A 14,108-nucleotide genomic window follows, 5' to 3' on the forward strand; every position below is an offset into this window, starting at 1 on the left:
CGGACATGTTGGGATACCTCAGTCATACGCGCGTCCTGCGCTTCGCCGGCCTGTTCACCTGGGCCATGATCGCCATGCCGCTGGTGTACACGTATTGGCCGCCGGTCGAAGAGGGCGATCATCGCAGCGTGGCCGAGGCCCTGATCATGGCGGCCTTCTTCGTCGGCTTCGGCGCCAGCTACTTCTGGTTGACCCGCGGCCTGAGCAGTGGCGGCCACGCGCACTGGTACGACCGGCTACTGCTGTTGCTGCTGACGATCTGCGCCCTGGCGGTGAGTTATCTGAGCGGCACCGGCCTGGGCAGCATCCTGATGATGGTGGCGGCCGGGGTGATCCCGTGGCTGTTGCCGCTGCGGGTGGGCGTGCTGTGGCTGGTGCTGAGCCAGCTGGCGGTGTTGCCGGTGTTCTATTACCTGCGGGCGGACTTCACCCTGCTGGCCGCACTGATGCAGTCGCTGCTCTACGGCGGCTTTTCGATGTTCATCTTCGTCACCAGCCTGGTGGCCCGTCAGCAGACCGAAGCGCGCGAAGAACAGCGCCGGCTCAATGCCGAACTGCGCGCCACCCGCGCGCTGCTGGCCGAGAGCGCGCGCATCAACGAGCGCACCCGCATTTCGCGGGAATTGCACGATCTGCTGGGCCATCACCTCACCGCGCTGAGCCTGAATCTGGAAGTGGCCGGCCATATCACCGAGGGCCAGGCACAGGAGCACGTGCGCCAGGCGCATACCCTGGCCAAGCTGCTGCTCACCGACGTGCGCGAAGCGGTCAGCCAGCTGCGCGACAGCGGCGCCATCGACCTGGAGGCGGCGCTGCGCCCCCTGGTGACCCAAGTGCCCTCGCTGGACATCCACCTGGACATCGCCCAGCCGCTGACCCTGGACGACCCCGAGCGCGCCCACGTGCTGCTGCGCTGCACCCAGGAAATCATCACCAATGCGGTCCGCCACGCCGGCGCGCGCAATCTGTGGATCCAGGTGCGCCGCGACGCCGACAGCGTGCTGATCGACGCCCGCGACGACGGCCACGGCGCCGACACGGTCGCGCCCGGCAATGGCTTGCGCGGCATGCGAGAGCGGCTCAACCAGTATGGTGGGCAGCTGGAAATCCAAACCCGGCGGGGTGACGGCTTCGGCCTGCGCATCTCCGTTCCAGGCGCGCCGGCACTGATGCCGGCGGCCGTGACTCAAGGAGTGTTTTAGATGATCCGTGTGTGCCTGGTCGACGACCAAACCCTGGTACGCCAGGGCATCCGCTCGCTGCTGGCGCTGGACAACGGCATCGAGGTGGTGGCCGAGGCCTCGGACGGCAAGCAGGCGGTGGAGCAGATTCCGCAGATCCGGCCGGACGTGGTGCTGATGGACATGCGCATGCCGGTGATGTCCGGGCTGGAGGCCCTGCAGATGCTCTCGCGCAACGGCACGCTGCCGCCGACCATCATCCTGACCACCTTCGACGACGACCAGCTGGTACTGGCCGGGCTCAAGGCCGGCGCCAAGGGCTACCTGCTCAAAGACGTCTCGCTGGAACAGCTGGTAGGCGCCATCCGCACCGTGGCCGATGGCGGTTCGCTGGTGCAGCCGGCAGTGACCCAGCGCCTGCTCTCGGGCCTGGAGCATATGCGCAACGAGTTCGTCAGCCTGGACCGGCCCGATCCGCTCACCGACCGCGAGACCGAGATCCTGCGCCTGATGGCCAGCGGCTTTTCCAACAAGGAGATCGCCAACTCGCTGGGCGTGGCCGAAGGCACCATCAAGAATCACGTCTCCAACATCCTGTCCAAACTGGGCGTGCGCGACCGTACCCGCGCGGTGCTGAAGGCGTTCGAGCTGCAACTGGTCTGATCGTGACCGCTGCTGCCGCCTGCGTGCCGCAGGTCGTGGTCCGGTTGCCGCGGCGGCCCGTTCAGACGTGGTGCCGGCGCCCATCGGCGCCTGCAACGGGCACGGCATCACGCGCACGCAGCGCACGATGTGCATGATGGCTGCGCGCGCGGCGCAAACCCTTGCGCAGGCAGGGATTGCGCAGTTCCACCACGGCGTCGCGCGCGCTGGATGACACCGCAAGACCGCGCTACCCGTCGCACAACTGAACATCTTTCTCGAAGCCTGCTAGGATGGTGGCTTCGCTTCACTCAACCCGGCCGTGGGATCGGCCCCGGAGACCTCCTGAATGACCCGTATTATCGAGTTCCTGATCGCCTTGGGGATCGTGGCTGGCTTGTTTGTCGTGGTGGGCTTGGTGTTGCCCTCGGAGCGGCAGATGTCCGAGAGTGTTGAGACCAACCGCAGGATGACGATTGTTTACGACACCGTGAACAGCTTCCGTCGTTTCAAGGATTGGAACCCGCTTGTGCTGCGTGACCCGAAGATCCAGCTGAAGCTGGCCGGCCCGGAAGAGGGCAAGGGTGCACGCGTCGAGTACAGCTCTAACGAGGGCTATATCGGCAAGGGCAGCTGGGAAATCACCAACACCGTCAAGAACGAGCGTGTTGAGATCGCGATCGAAGATCCCACCAAGGGCTACGACAAGGTCACCCATTTCACCCTGGCGCCGACCGGCAAGAACAACAAGAACGTCAAGATCACCCAGGATTACAGCGTCAAGTACGGCTGGAACCTGTTCGGTCGCTACGCCGGCTTGTATGTCAGCCGTCACGTGGGCGATGACCTGAAGCTGGGTCTGTCGCGTCTGGCAACCGCCTTGGCCACCGTGCCGAACTTCGACTACCGCGCGCAGCTGGATGGCAAGCCGGTGTTGAGCGATCTCAAGATCGTCGATGTGCCCGCCGAGGACCTGCTGGTCGTCACCGCAGGCAACATCGATCGTGACAACGAGACGATCAAGAAGTCGATCAAGGACAACCAGGAGTGGATCAAGCGCGTCATGGACGCCAATGGTCTGGAAACTGCTGGCCCGGTGCGCATCGTCACCACCGACTTCGCCACCGACAAGTACGCCTTCGACGTCGTGCAGCCGGTCCGCAAGCGTGCCGGTGGCGCGCCGAAGGCCGACGCCAAGACAGACACCGCCAAGGCCGATGCCAAGAAGGACGACGCCGCAGCCGCTGCACCGGTCGATGCAACCCCGGTTGCCGCAACGGGCGAAGAGCTGAAGGTCAACATCCCGTCCGAGGCGCCGGTGAAGTACGAGCGCACCAAGGCGCACCGTTCCGCGTTTGCCACCTACGCAGGCCATATGGCCGGCCTGGATGCAGTGCGTAGCTCGCTGCGTGCCTGGGCTGCCACCAGTGGCAACGACGTGACCGAGCGTCCGTACGAGTCGTGGAAGGGCGGCGTGGACAAGTCCTTTACGCAGGACGGCACCTACGACGTCTACTGGGCCATCAAGTAATCGTCTCACCGCGATGATCTGATCCAGACAAAAACGCGCCGCAGTCCTGCGGCGCGTTTTTTTTTGCGCCATGGCGCTGCCAGGAAGTGTCCCCTTATGTCGTTGCTCGACCGTCGCAAGAAGCACCCCTCGTTACTGGCGTTCTGCGGCGGCCTGCTGGCCGCCACCGCGGTGGGCCTGTCTGCCTACGCCTCGCATGGCGTGTCCGATGCGCTGGTGCAGTCGCGGCTGCAACTGGCGTCCCTGTATGCCTTCGGGCACGGCGCGGTGCTCACCGTGCTTGGCGCCACCGACACGCGTGCACTGGCGCGGGTCGGGCTGTCGTTGTTGTTGCTCGGCACCGTCCTGTTTTCGGGCAGTCTGGTCGGCGGCGCGCTGCTGCATTGGCCGACCAGCCTGGCGCCCGTAGGCGGCATGAGCCTGATGCTGGGCTGGGTGGTGCTGGCCATCGGTGCGTTGAGGCGCTAAGCATGCCGCGCCATACCCGCGGCTTCGATGTGGAGATGGCGTTCGCGCACCTGAGCCGGCGCGATCGCGCCCTGGGTGCGTGGATGCGGCGTATCGGCCCGATCGCCCCGCAGCCGGGATGGCGCAAGTCGTTCGACCCGGTGGATGCGTTGGCGCGCGCCATCCTGTTCCAGCAACTCAGCGGCAAGGCGGCGTCCACCATCGTGGCACGGGTGGAGGCGGCGATCGGCTCGCCGCGCCTGCATGCGGACACCCTCGGTCGCGTGGACGATGCGGCATTGCGTGGCTGCGGTGTTTCCGGCAACAAGGCGTTGGCGTTGCGCGATCTGGTACGCCGCGCGTGCGACGGCCAGATACCCTCCTTGCGCAAGCTTGCTTTCATGGACGACGAGGCGATTGTCCAGGCACTGATTCCGGTGCGTGGCATCGGCCGCTGGACGGTGGAAATGATGCTGATGTTCCGCCTGGGCCGGCCGGATCTGCTGCCGATCGATGACCTGGGCGTGCGCAAGGGCGCCCAGCGCGTGGACAAGCAGGCGCAGATGCCGACGCCAAAGGAGCTGGCAACCCGTGGCGAACGTTGGGGCCCGTACCGCACCTATGCCGCGTTCTATCTGTGGAAGATCGCCGACTTCAGCGTGGCAGCCAAGGTGCCGACGCCGCGTTCGCAGGAGTGATCCATCGCGGCCACTGCGTCTTGCATGCCGCGTCTGTCAGGGAGCATGCCAACGCCAATGCCACGGCTCGTAGACGATGCCGTGCGGGTTGTCGCGTGGGTAGCTCAGGCGATAGCCGAAATCTGCCGCATGCTCGTTCAACCAGGCAAACGCCGCGGTGGTCTCAAACGACTCTTCGGCCGGTGGCTCGCCGGGGGTGCCGATATCCAGCGCGTCGCCGCTGTGGTGTTCGCTGAAACCGGGCGCGGCGTTGACTGCCAGGATCTGTTCCAGGGTAAGCCCACGCGCAAATTTGCGCTCGAAGATTCCCAGCTGGTAGTCGTGACTGCGGTAGCCGGAGATGGCATCCAGCACGATGTCCGTTCGCAGCGCTGCCGCGCGCATGTGGTGCCAGGCGCGCGCGGCGCCTGCGCTGAGCCAGAGCGGGCGGCCGAAGCGATCGCGCCCGGCAGATTGCAAGGTCGCCGGCTCGGCGATCAGCTGCAGGCCGGTTTGTTGCTGATAGCCGTCTGCATCCAGCCCGAGTCGGCCCAGGCGGCGCTGCAGGCCGTCGACCATCAGCGTCATGCCGTGCGGCGGTCGCGTGCGGGCAGTGGCGGCCTGCAGCCGGTCCAGCGCCTCGTCCAGCCCGGGCTCACGTGCCAACCGCGGTATCAGCGGCATGAGGCCCTGTGCCAGCTGCGCGGCCAGATAGCGTCCGTCGCGCTTGCGCCGCAGCAGCCAGTCGGCCTGCGCCAGCACGCGTGCATCGGCATTGCTGCGCGCGCGCAGCAAGGCGGTAGGCAGCAACTCGATGGCAGTGGTGTTGAGCAACGTGGTGAGGAGAGGGCGCATTGCGACAGGGTAGGGTGAAGTGGTGCGCGTCACCAGTGAGCACGAGCGCATGTGGTCAGCCTGGACTGCTCCAGGCGGGCGTATGACATGCGGTCGGCCGCCGCGGTGGCTGCAGCGCTGGGGTGCACTCAGGGCTGCCTCAGGCCATCTTGCCTGCAGATGCGAGGTGACGTCACTGCGCGCGCGTTCGTGCGACGACTCCCACGCGTCGTCAGTCGTCGGCTGTCCTGTCGCCCTGGGGCTTCGGTAGCCGCCCGGCCTTGCGCAGCGCATCGCGCAGCACGTACTCGATCTGCGCGTTGAGGCTGCGCAGTTCGTCGTCGGCCCAGCGCTGCGCGGCGGCCAGAACATCGGCATTGATGCGCAGCGGGTAGGCCTTCTTTTCGCTCATTCGCCGTTCCTGCGGCTGCCGTGCCGGCGCAGGTGCATGACCATCGACACGATCAGCGTGTTGACGCCGATGATCATGCCGATCACCACCGCGTAGATGCCGGCGCGGTTGTCGCCGGCCCAGTACAGGCATGCCGCGCCGACCAGGATCACCAGGCTGATCAACGCCCAGCGCAGGCCCAGGCCGCGCGCGCGGTCGTCGTCGTCCGCCCCGATCGAGGCGGCGATCGCCAGCGCGGGCAAGCCGGACAGCGCGACGACCAGTGGCACCATGACATTCATTGCATCACCTCAATACAAGGAGCCGGCATTGACCACCGGTTGGGTACCGCGATCAGAACACAACACGGTGAGCAGGTTGCTGACCATATGCGCCTTGCGCTCTTCGTCCAGCTGTACCACGCCGTTTTTCTGCAGCTCGGCCAGCGCCATCTCCACCATGCCGACCGCGCCGGCCACGATGCGGGTGCGTGCGGCGATCACCGCATTGGCCTGCTGGCGCTGCAGCATGGCCTGGGCGATTTCCGGCGCATAGGCCAGGTGGCTGATGCGTGCTTCGATCACGTCCACACCGGCCTGGGTGAGACGCTCGTCCAGATGCCGCTTGAGCTGCTCACTGATTTCGGCCGGGTGACTGCGCAGCGAGATCTGGCCGTCTTCGTGCTGGTCGTACGGGTAGCTGGTGGCCATGGCGCGCAGCGCTGCCTCGGACTGGATGTGCACGAAGCTCTCGTAGTCGTCCACGTTGTAGACGGCTTCGGAGGCATCCAGCACCTGCCACACGATCACCGCGGCGATCTCGATCGGGCTGCCGTCCAGTTCGTTGACCTTGAGCCGCCCGCTCTCGAAGTTGCGCACGCGCTGGCTGACGCGGCGCTTGGCGTAGAACGGCACATTCCAGCGCAGGCCGGCGTCCTTGACAGTGCCGACGTACTTGCCGAACAGGCTCAGTACCGCGGCCTGGTTGGGCTCCAGCGTGTACAGGCCGGCCAGCATGAAAATGCCCGCCGCCGCGACCGCTACTGCGGTGATGAACGCGCCCGGGGTGACGCTGCCGCTGGCCAGCATCGTAAACAAGGACCAAGCCGCACCGATGAGGCCGGCGCCTGCGACCAGGACGACGGGAATGCCGGGCAACGAACCGATCTGCTTCTCTTTCATGAGGACAAGTCCTTGTGGAGTGAGTAAAAGATATCAATTTGATATCAGTTCAGGCAAGGGCCATTTGTCGGCGCAGCCGTTGGCAGCCGTTAGAATGGCGGCCCCCTCGATCTGGACTGCGCTCATGACCACTTTCGGCACGCCATTGTCGCCTTCCGCCACCCGCGTGCTGTTGCTCGGCTCGGGCGAGTTGGGTAAGGAAGTGGCGATCGAATTGCAGCGCTTCGGGGTGGAAGTCATCGCCGCCGATCGCTACGCGAACGCGCCGGCGATGCAGGTGGCGCACCGCTCGCACGTGCTGGACATGCTCGATCCCGCCGCCTTGCGCGCGCTGATCGCCACCGAGCAGCCGCATCTGATCGTGCCGGAGATCGAGGCGATCCATACCGAGACCCTGGTGGCGCTGGAGCGCGACCAGGGCCAGAAGGTGATTCCGACCGCGCGTGCCGCACGCCTGACCATGGACCGCGAAGGCATCCGCCGGCTGGCTGCCGAAACGCTGGGCCTGCCGACCTCGCCGTACCGCTTCGTCGACACCGCCGCGGAATACCGCGAGGCGATTGCCGCGGTCGGTCTGCCGTGCGTGGTCAAGCCGGTGATGTCGTCCTCGGGCAAGGGCCAGAGCACCTTGCGCAGCGAAGCGGACATCGACGCGGCGTGGGAGTACGCGCAGACCGGCGGCCGTGCCGGTGCCGGGCGCTGCATCGTCGAAGGCTTCATCGATTTCGATTACGAGATCACCTTGCTGACCGTGCGGCATGCCGGCGGCACCTCGTTCTGCGACCCGATCGGCCACTGGCAGCAGGACGGCGACTACCGCGAAAGCTGGCAGCCGCAGCCGATGTCGGAAGCCGCATTGCGTCGCTCGCAGCAGATCGCAAAGGCCATCACCGACGACCTCGGTGGCTGGGGCCTGTTCGGCGTGGAGCTGTTCGTCAAGGGCGACGAGGTGTGGTTCAGCGAAGTGTCGCCGCGTCCGCACGACACCGGACTGGTCACGCTGGTCTCGCAGGAGCTCAGCGAATTCGCACTGCATGCGCGCGCGATTCTCGGCTTGCCGGTGGGCGCAGAAGACGGAGGCGTCATCCGTCAGAGCGGCCCGTCGGCCTCCTGCGCCTTGCTTGCGCACGGCCATGGCGTGCCGTTGTTCGACAACGTGGCCGACGCCCTGCGCGACCCGGATACCGCGCTACGCCTGTTCGGCAAGCCGCGCGTGGACGGTCACCGCCGTGTGGGCGTGACGCTTGCCCGCGCGGGCAGCATCGACGACGCACGCGAGAAGGCGCGCGTGGCGGCCGCTGCACTGTCGATCCAGTTGCAGGCCTGACGCGCTGCACGTCCGACGCAATGCAGCGCACCGCCGCATTGCGTCAACGTGCCAAAGCACCAAAGCATGGCGAGGTTCGTGCGCACGTCCAGGCGCGCTGCCCGTCGCTAGGTGATTGACCACCCTTGGTGACGCCACGTATGCATCACTGCAGGCCGAGCTGCGTCGCTCGGCACGGCTGGCAGCGCATACCCACGTCCTTTACTAGCCGAGCTCCACTGACGCAGCCGGACAGGGAACCCGCTCTTCCGACTCCCCAATCCCGATTCCCCAATCCCCGCTACCAACCCACATCCACCCACACCGCATGATGGTCGCTGCCATCGGCAATCGCCGCGTCGGCGGTGGTGCCGGCCGGCCAGAAGATGCCGCTGCCGACCAGGGTGAACTGGTGGGAGGGCAATACGTAGTCCAGGCGCATGGTGCCGGCCTGTGGGCCGAAGTCGCCGGTGACCTGGTGCGGGTCGCCGGTGTGCGCGATGCCGCGCGCGGCGTATTCGGCGGTCTTTTCTGCGCCACCTTCGCTGCGCGGTGTGGGGTACTGCAGGACGCGCGGGTGATGGATCAGTGCGCGGATCGCTTCGTGGCGGCCGGCGCCATCGATCGGATCGTTGTTCAGATCGCCCAGAATCACAAAGTGCGCATCCGCCGGCAGGCCGCCGCAGGTGCCCTTGTCGTCGCAGAGCCAGCGCGTGCTGTCGGCGGCGTTGTCCAGGTACGCGCGCCACAGCGCGAGCTCGTCGTGATTGCGCGCGGCATTGCGTTTTTCCGCGCCATCGAACACCGGCGGAGTGGGGTGCGACACCAGTGCATGCACCACGCCCTGTGGCATGCGAACCGGTACGTCCCAATGCGACTTGGACGACAGCCGCAGCTGCGCCCAGATTGCGTCGCTATAAAACGAGGTCCGCGTGGTCGGATCGATCGGCCGCAGCGCCCCCGGTAATGCACTCCATTTCAGCAACTGGAAACTGCGCACGGCCTGCGCATCGATCGGATAACGCGACAGCACCAGCATGCCGTATTGCCCCGGATGCAGGCCGAATCCCCAGGCATCGTTGCCGCGGTTGCGGCCATCGCCGCCGACGTTGCCACTGTTGTCCAGATCCAGCCCGCTCGGCACACCGGTGTTGACCGGCGCCAGATACCGATACGGATAACGCAGCGGCTCGCCGCCGCCGGGCTGGGCGACCTGCAGATAGCGTTGCTGGAACAGCTCGGCAGCGCGGTGGTCGGGGTCGAAATCGAACTCGTTGAGCAGCACCAGATCCGGGCGCACGCGCTGCAGCACGGCCGCAATCTTGCGCGCGTGCGCACTGTCGCCCTGCAGCTCACGGACCAGGCCGCCGGCCTCGTCGGAGTACAGCGAGGTGTTGTAGGTGGCGATGCGCAACTGCGCGGGCGATGCCTGGCCGGACGCAGTGTCGGCGGTGGCCGCCGGTGTGGCCGTGCGATGGGTACAGGCAGCGCAGAGTGCGGTCAGTGCGAGTAGCAGCAGTGGCTTGATCATTGCGCGATTGTCGCATGCTGGATGCGACAGGCCGATGTCGCCGCTGGCACGTCAGGGCGCTGGCGCAGTGGCCGGCAGGCCACGCCAGTGGCGGCCGTCGTAGGCTTCCAGCGCGCCGAACCGCCGCTTGTAGTTCATCTTTGCGTGGCCGTCGATCCAGTAGCCCAGATAGACATGCGCGCGTCGCTCGCGGCGTGCCCATTGAATCTGCTGCAGGATCGCCAGCGTGCCCAGGCTGCGCGCGGCCGCATCCGGCGCATAGAACGTGTACACCGCCGAGAGCGCGTGCTCGGTCACGTCGGTGACCGCGACGGCCAGCAGGCGCCCGGGCACATGCGCGACAGCCGGTTCGCGGATCTCAAGAAAGCGCCCGTGCGACCAACCGCCGATCAGGAACTGATCGAACTCGGTGGCGCCATGTTCGTCCATGCCGCCACCGGGATGACGGTGTTTGAGGTACTGGCGATAGAGCGCGAGTTGTTCTTCGGTGCGTTCGGCGGCCACCACGCGCACGACCAGGTCCTGATTGCGTGCCAGGCACCGGCGTTGGCTGCGGTCGGGACGAAAGGCATCCACCGCAATGCGCACCGGCACGCAGGCACGGCACCGTTCGCAATGCGGGCGGTAGACCAGATCGCCGGAGCGGCGGAAGCCCCATGCCAGGGCTTGCGGATAGATCGCACCCAGGCGCGGGTCGTGTGGGTCCAGCACCAGGTCGCGCGCTTGCCGGTCGGACCAATAGCCGCAGGCATGCTCGCCGGTCTGGAACAGGCGCAGGTCGTCGTGGGTGTCGGCATGGATGGCCATGTACGCAGGATAGCGCCTGTGTGTCGCAGCAGCGGCGACTGTCCGCCGGATGAATGCGCCCGCTGCCGGCGTCAACGCCTGCGGCGGTAGCTCGTTGATGTGGGTGTTGGTGGCAGCGCACGGCTGATCCGGATGCGCCACCCACGCGATGCGGCCCATGCAGGTGCCGCGTGTGGTTCCCACAAATCAGGAGTTTCTCATGACGTCCCGCAAACCTTTCCTCGCACTGGCCGTGCTGGCTGCGCTGTCCACCGGCGCGGTGTTCGCTGCCACTCCGCCGGCCACCGGCGATGCTTCGCGTCCTGGCAAGCTCGACAGCAATGGCGACGGCGTCATCGATCGCAGCGAAGCGGCCGCCGACCCGAAGCTGGCCGCGCAGTTCGATACGCTGGACACCAACAAGGACGGCAAGCTGTCGCGCGACGAGCGTCCACGTCATCGCGGCCCGGGGCGCGAGGGCCGTGGCGAATGGATGGCCAAGCTCGACACCAACAAGGACGGCCGCATCAGCCGCGAGGAGGCCAAGGCCGACCCGAAGCTTGCAGCACGCTTCGATCAGATGGACCTCAACAAGGATGGCTTTGTCGATCGTGCCGACCGCGAGCTACGCATGCAGCAACACCGCGATGCATGGTTCGCCAAGGCCGACACCGACAAGGACGGCAAGCTGAGCAAGGCCGAGTTCGATGCGGCCTCGAAGCTGCGCGGCGACCACGGCAAGCATGCGATGCCGGCCAAGCCTGCTGCGGGCAACTAAGCAGTAGTGCGCATCGATGCAGCGGCCGGCGCGTGACAGGCGCGGCGGTCGCTGCATCAGCAGCAACACGTAGCATCAAAACGTAACAAGGCGCCGATCGACCGCGCCCTCTCGCCTGGCGGGAGGGCGCTTGCGTTTGGGCTAGATGCGGGGCGCGGTTGCAACGATCAGTCGTGCTTCCAGGACGTGGGAACCGGATTGGAAACGGTGTTTTTCTCCAGCGTGTAGGTTCCGTTCTGCTGTGCGATCGCTTCGCCGGTGTCGACGATGGCGTTCTGGATGAAGACATTCTGCTTGTCGCCGCGCACGAAGGTCAGCTGATGGAACGCAGTCTTGTTGCCCCAGTCTTCCGAGGGCAGGGAGATGAAACGGATCGTGTAGGTCTGGTCGTCGAACGTCCCCTGCAGGACGTAAACCCCGTAATGGTTTTCCCCTTGCGAAATGATCTTGTACATGCCGTTGCTGAAATAATAGATTTCCGCATCGGGGAACGGTTTCTTCTCGTACATCTTGTTGTAGTGAAGCACCTGTTTGAAGGTCGGCGCTCCGAAACTCACCGACAGGGTCTTGCCATCGTGGGATGTCGTCAGTCCATCCGCGTGCGCGCTCATGCTGGCCATCATCAGCAGACTGGTGAAGAGACTTGCCTTCACTTCATTGCTCCGGGGTTTGGTCGAATTCTCCCTGCTTGTAGCAGCGTGGACGCTACCCGGTGGCCGCTGAAGTCGGATATGAACGCATCACTTCGGACCATGCGACGTTGCTGCCCGCGGCGTTCACCGTTGCAGGCAGGCAGGCAGGGCCGCAGCGTGCTTCAGTGTGCGTCGTCGATAACCATGTCGCCAAGCCTGCGTAACGCAAAGCCGGTGCTGCCGCCAGCGCGGGTGGATCCGCAGCCGCATGTCCTCGTCTCGGAACAGGTTGCAACTGCCGGTGCTGCGGTGACGTCACGCCAGCCTCAGAACATTCCCAGCTGCATGTAGTGCCGCACGATCGGCAGAATGACGGCCGCTGTGCTCACCACCATCGCGCCCGGACTGAACATGCAGCGGTACAACAGCGGTGCCTGCGTGGCTCCGCGCCTGCGCGCATCGCGTTCCAGCATGGGACGCATCACGCTTGGCAGGATGCGCAGGGATTGATAGTTGAGTACCGCCATGCCTGCGCACAGCGTCAGAACCGATGCCCACGCGCCCGCCTGCAGGTATTTCAGCACCAACGTGCTGCCGCACACCAGAGCCGAGGTCAGCGTGGTGATGTGCATGAAACGACGGATCGCTGCTGCCTCGCTGGCGGTCTGTGCGAAGCGCAGCAGGTACCAGTACGACCAGTACGTGCCGATCCCGGCAACCAGCGCCGCGCACGCAGCGAACAGTGTCGGCATGCCGAGCCAGAGGCTGAGCGCGCCGGCGGCGCCGCCCCCACCAAGCGCCGAGCCGCTTAACCCGCTCGCGCCTAGTTTGCCCGCGCCTCCGATACTCGTCAGCACAACCGCCGCGCTAGCCTTGCCCGGCGCGCCCAACAGGGTGGCCGAGGTCACCGCGGTGGCAAACGCCACACTCGGCGCGCTACCGCGTGCGAATTCGCCGAAGCGGCGCAGCAACTCGCTGCGCACGCTGGCACGGGCGCGCGACAGCCGTTTGCGTACCGCCGCGTCGCTGAGCCCGAGCAGCGCGGCAACCTGTTGCGAGCTCTGGCCTTCGCGGTAATACAGCAGCAGCGTTTCGCGGCTCTCTTCCGGCAGTGCAGAAATGATATCGAGCGCGGCGATCTCTTCTTCCACCTGTAGCAGCTGGTCGGCGGGTGAGGGCGCCGGGTCGGCTGCCATCGCGATGGCAAGCTCGGCGGCCTCGCCGCTGAGCGCACGATGGCGGTTGGCACGCAGCCAGTCGCGCGCCAGGTTGCGGGTGATCTGCCGAAGCCAGGGCAGAAAGCTTGCCGGCTGATGCAGCTGCGCCAACCGCTGCCAGGCACGCAGGAAGGCCTCCTGGGCGATGTCTTCGCTGGCTGCGATGTCGCGGGTGATCGCCAGCGCGATGGCAGTCACCGTGTTCTGGCAGGCGCCCACGATGCGCCCATACGCCTGCTGGCAGCCGGCCGCGGCGTTGGGCAGTTCGCGTTGCAACATCAGCTCCAGCGTGTTGGCGTTCATCGGCGCAATCCATGTCCTGTTGCCAGCATGACGCATGCCGGCAAGGGATGTGACTGGGCTGATGACGTGCGCGCGGCTATCCCGCCATCAATTGGGCGCGCCGCGCTCTGGTCGGCCGCGCTCAGCGCGCCGGCTGGATCCGCACACGCATTTCGTCGTCTGCTGCCGGTTGGGCGGCATCTGGCGCCGGCGCCTGTTGCGACGCCGGCTGTGCCGCCGGTGCCAGTGGCGCAGGCGCGCTGCGATGGCGCATCACCACCACCATGGCCACGGCGCCGATCACCAGCAGCAGCACCAGACGGATGCGCCAGGCCCAGCTGCGCGCACTGGCACTGGAGCCGTTTTCGCCATCGCGGAAGGTGTATTCCACGTTCGGCAGATCGCGGCGGGTGGTGTCGAGCAGGCGTGCATCGCGCAGCAGTTCGCGCGCACGCGGTTGGTCGTTGGCATGCACGATCCACACGGTGGGCTGTGCCTGCGCGTTGCTTTGCTCCAGATAGCTGAACTGGCCGCCGCGCTTGCTCTGGTACGAGCGGCCATTACTGAGACGGATCTCGATGCCCGCATCGCGCAACAGATTGGCGACGCCCTCGGCGGTTTCGATACGTTGACTGCTGAAGATCTTGCGCATGCTGGAAACCGCCGTTGGGTCCGGAACAGATGGCGCCACT

16 protein-coding genes are annotated in these 14,108 nt (G+C 66.2%); 7 read left to right on the plus strand and 9 right to left on the minus strand.

Annotation, left to right across the window (positions count from 1 at the left end):
* Positions 1-5 precede the first annotated feature (5 nt).
* The 5 genes from RZV17_RS06145 to RZV17_RS06165 all read left to right on the plus strand — a co-directional run bounded on the left by RZV17_RS06145 (position 6) and on the right by RZV17_RS06165 (position 4,499).
* Positions 6-1,202 carry a sensor histidine kinase gene (locus RZV17_RS06145; protein ID WP_228313777.1) on the plus strand — a complete coding sequence of 399 codons (1,197 nt, stop codon included), beginning with the start codon at positions 6-8 and terminating at the stop codon, positions 1,200-1,202.
* The gene (locus RZV17_RS06150; RefSeq protein ID WP_039409820.1) at positions 1,203-1,844 is read left to right on the plus strand and encodes a response regulator transcription factor; all 642 of its coding nucleotides are present in this window, start codon (positions 1,203-1,205) and stop codon (positions 1,842-1,844) included.
* A gap of 328 nt (positions 1,845-2,172) precedes the next feature.
* Positions 2,173-3,354, plus strand: a complete 1,182-nt coding sequence (locus RZV17_RS06155; protein WP_047695951.1) for an SRPBCC family protein — start codon at positions 2,173-2,175, stop codon at positions 3,352-3,354.
* A 96-nt stretch (positions 3,355-3,450) separates the two neighbouring features.
* Positions 3,451-3,822 (plus strand): DUF423 domain-containing protein, encoded by a 372-nt coding sequence (locus RZV17_RS06160; protein ID WP_047695953.1) that lies wholly within the window; start codon positions 3,451-3,453, stop codon positions 3,820-3,822.
* A 2-nt stretch (positions 3,823-3,824) separates the two neighbouring features.
* Entirely contained in the window at positions 3,825-4,499 is a 675-nt protein-coding gene (locus RZV17_RS06165) for a DNA-3-methyladenine glycosylase (protein ID WP_355607960.1), read from the plus strand.
* A gap of 36 nt (positions 4,500-4,535) precedes the next feature.
* Here RZV17_RS06165 and RZV17_RS06170 read toward each other — a convergent pair whose 3' ends face one another.
* From RZV17_RS06170 to RZV17_RS06185, 4 genes are all read right to left on the minus strand, one after another.
* Positions 4,536-5,333 carry a M15 family metallopeptidase gene (locus tag RZV17_RS06170; protein ID WP_355607963.1) on the minus strand — a complete coding sequence of 266 codons (798 nt, stop codon included), beginning with the start codon at positions 5,331-5,333 and terminating at the stop codon, positions 4,536-4,538.
* Positions 5,334-5,544: 211 nt separating this feature from the next.
* Positions 5,545-5,724 (minus strand): hypothetical protein, encoded by a 180-nt coding sequence (locus RZV17_RS06175; RefSeq protein ID WP_047695959.1) that lies wholly within the window; start codon positions 5,722-5,724, stop codon positions 5,545-5,547.
* Positions 5,721-6,005 carry a hypothetical protein gene (locus RZV17_RS06180; protein ID WP_039409835.1) on the minus strand — a complete coding sequence of 95 codons (285 nt, stop codon included), beginning with the start codon at positions 6,003-6,005 and terminating at the stop codon, positions 5,721-5,723. The genes RZV17_RS06175 and RZV17_RS06180 overlap by 4 nt, the downstream gene beginning before the upstream one ends.
* Positions 6,006-6,014: 9 nt before the next feature.
* The gene (locus tag RZV17_RS06185) at positions 6,015-6,884 is read right to left on the minus strand and encodes an SPFH domain-containing protein (protein WP_355607966.1); all 870 of its coding nucleotides are present in this window, start codon (positions 6,882-6,884) and stop codon (positions 6,015-6,017) included.
* A gap of 124 nt (positions 6,885-7,008) precedes the next feature.
* Here RZV17_RS06185 and purT point away from each other — a divergent pair, with 124 nt between their 5' ends.
* Entirely contained in the window at positions 7,009-8,211 is a 1,203-nt protein-coding gene (purT, locus tag RZV17_RS06190; RefSeq protein WP_355607969.1) for a formate-dependent phosphoribosylglycinamide formyltransferase, read from the plus strand.
* A 280-nt stretch (positions 8,212-8,491) separates the two neighbouring features.
* Here the strand turns inward: purT and RZV17_RS06195 are convergent, their stop codons facing one another.
* Positions 8,492-9,721, minus strand: coding sequence for an endonuclease/exonuclease/phosphatase family protein (locus tag RZV17_RS06195; RefSeq protein WP_355607971.1), 1,230 nt, complete (start codon positions 9,719-9,721; stop codon positions 8,492-8,494).
* Positions 9,722-9,772: 51 nt separating this feature from the next.
* Positions 9,773-10,687 carry an arginyltransferase gene (locus tag RZV17_RS06200; protein WP_355607974.1) on the minus strand — a complete coding sequence of 305 codons (915 nt, stop codon included), beginning with the start codon at positions 10,685-10,687 and terminating at the stop codon, positions 9,773-9,775.
* 40 nt (positions 10,688-10,727) lie between these two features.
* Between RZV17_RS06200 and RZV17_RS06205 the strand changes: the two genes are divergently transcribed.
* Positions 10,728-11,285 (plus strand): EF-hand domain-containing protein, encoded by a 558-nt coding sequence (locus RZV17_RS06205; RefSeq protein ID WP_355607977.1) that lies wholly within the window; start codon positions 10,728-10,730, stop codon positions 11,283-11,285.
* Positions 11,286-11,452: 167 nt separating this feature from the next.
* On the opposite strand, the gene RZV17_RS06210 is transcribed toward RZV17_RS06205, so the two are convergent.
* From RZV17_RS06210 to RZV17_RS06220, 3 genes are all read right to left on the minus strand, one after another.
* Positions 11,453-11,938, minus strand: a complete 486-nt coding sequence (locus tag RZV17_RS06210; RefSeq protein WP_184369646.1) for a hypothetical protein — start codon at positions 11,936-11,938, stop codon at positions 11,453-11,455.
* A gap of 305 nt (positions 11,939-12,243) precedes the next feature.
* Entirely contained in the window at positions 12,244-13,437 is a 1,194-nt protein-coding gene (locus RZV17_RS06215) for a sigma-70 family RNA polymerase sigma factor (protein WP_355607980.1), read from the minus strand.
* Between the two features lie 121 nt (positions 13,438-13,558).
* Positions 13,559-14,068 carry a putative signal transducing protein gene (locus tag RZV17_RS06220; RefSeq protein ID WP_047695967.1) on the minus strand — a complete coding sequence of 170 codons (510 nt, stop codon included), beginning with the start codon at positions 14,066-14,068 and terminating at the stop codon, positions 13,559-13,561.
* Positions 14,069-14,108: the final 40 nt, after the last annotated feature.

The organism is Xanthomonas cannabis (assembly GCF_040616535.1).
In the GTDB taxonomy this organism is placed as follows: Bacteria; Pseudomonadota; Gammaproteobacteria; order Xanthomonadales; family Xanthomonadaceae; genus Xanthomonas; species Xanthomonas cannabis.

Excerpts from the sequence above, each read along its gene's own strand:
- RZV17_RS06145 (WP_228313777.1), top strand. The coding sequence starts at position 6 with ATGTTGGGATACCTCAGTCATACGCGCGTCCTGCGCTTCGCCGGCCTG.
- RZV17_RS06150 (WP_039409820.1), top strand. The coding sequence starts at position 1,203 with ATGATCCGTGTGTGCCTGGTCGACGACCAAACCCTGGTACGCCAGGGC.
- RZV17_RS06155 (WP_047695951.1), top strand. The coding sequence starts at position 2,173 with ATGACCCGTATTATCGAGTTCCTGATCGCCTTGGGGATCGTGGCTGGC.
- RZV17_RS06160 (WP_047695953.1), top strand. The coding sequence starts at position 3,451 with ATGTCGTTGCTCGACCGTCGCAAGAAGCACCCCTCGTTACTGGCGTTC.
- RZV17_RS06165 (WP_355607960.1), top strand. The coding sequence starts at position 3,825 with ATGCCGCGCCATACCCGCGGCTTCGATGTGGAGATGGCGTTCGCGCAC.
- RZV17_RS06170 (WP_355607963.1), bottom strand. The coding sequence starts at position 5,333 with ATGCGCCCTCTCCTCACCACGTTGCTCAACACCACTGCCATCGAGTTG.
- RZV17_RS06175 (WP_047695959.1), bottom strand. The coding sequence starts at position 5,724 with ATGAGCGAAAAGAAGGCCTACCCGCTGCGCATCAATGCCGATGTTCTG.
- RZV17_RS06180 (WP_039409835.1), bottom strand. The coding sequence starts at position 6,005 with ATGAATGTCATGGTGCCACTGGTCGTCGCGCTGTCCGGCTTGCCCGCG.
- RZV17_RS06185 (WP_355607966.1), bottom strand. The coding sequence starts at position 6,884 with ATGAAAGAGAAGCAGATCGGTTCGTTGCCCGGCATTCCCGTCGTCCTG.
- purT (WP_355607969.1), top strand. The coding sequence starts at position 7,009 with ATGACCACTTTCGGCACGCCATTGTCGCCTTCCGCCACCCGCGTGCTG.
- RZV17_RS06195 (WP_355607971.1), bottom strand. The coding sequence starts at position 9,721 with ATGATCAAGCCACTGCTGCTACTCGCACTGACCGCACTCTGCGCTGCC.
- RZV17_RS06200 (WP_355607974.1), bottom strand. The coding sequence starts at position 10,687 with ATGGGCCGCATCGCGTGGGTGGCGCATCCGGATCAGCCGTGCGCTGCC.
- RZV17_RS06205 (WP_355607977.1), top strand. The coding sequence starts at position 10,728 with ATGACGTCCCGCAAACCTTTCCTCGCACTGGCCGTGCTGGCTGCGCTG.
- RZV17_RS06215 (WP_355607980.1), bottom strand. The coding sequence starts at position 13,437 with ATGAACGCCAACACGCTGGAGCTGATGTTGCAACGCGAACTGCCCAAC.
- RZV17_RS06220 (WP_047695967.1), bottom strand. The coding sequence starts at position 14,068 with ATGCGCAAGATCTTCAGCAGTCAACGTATCGAAACCGCCGAGGGCGTC.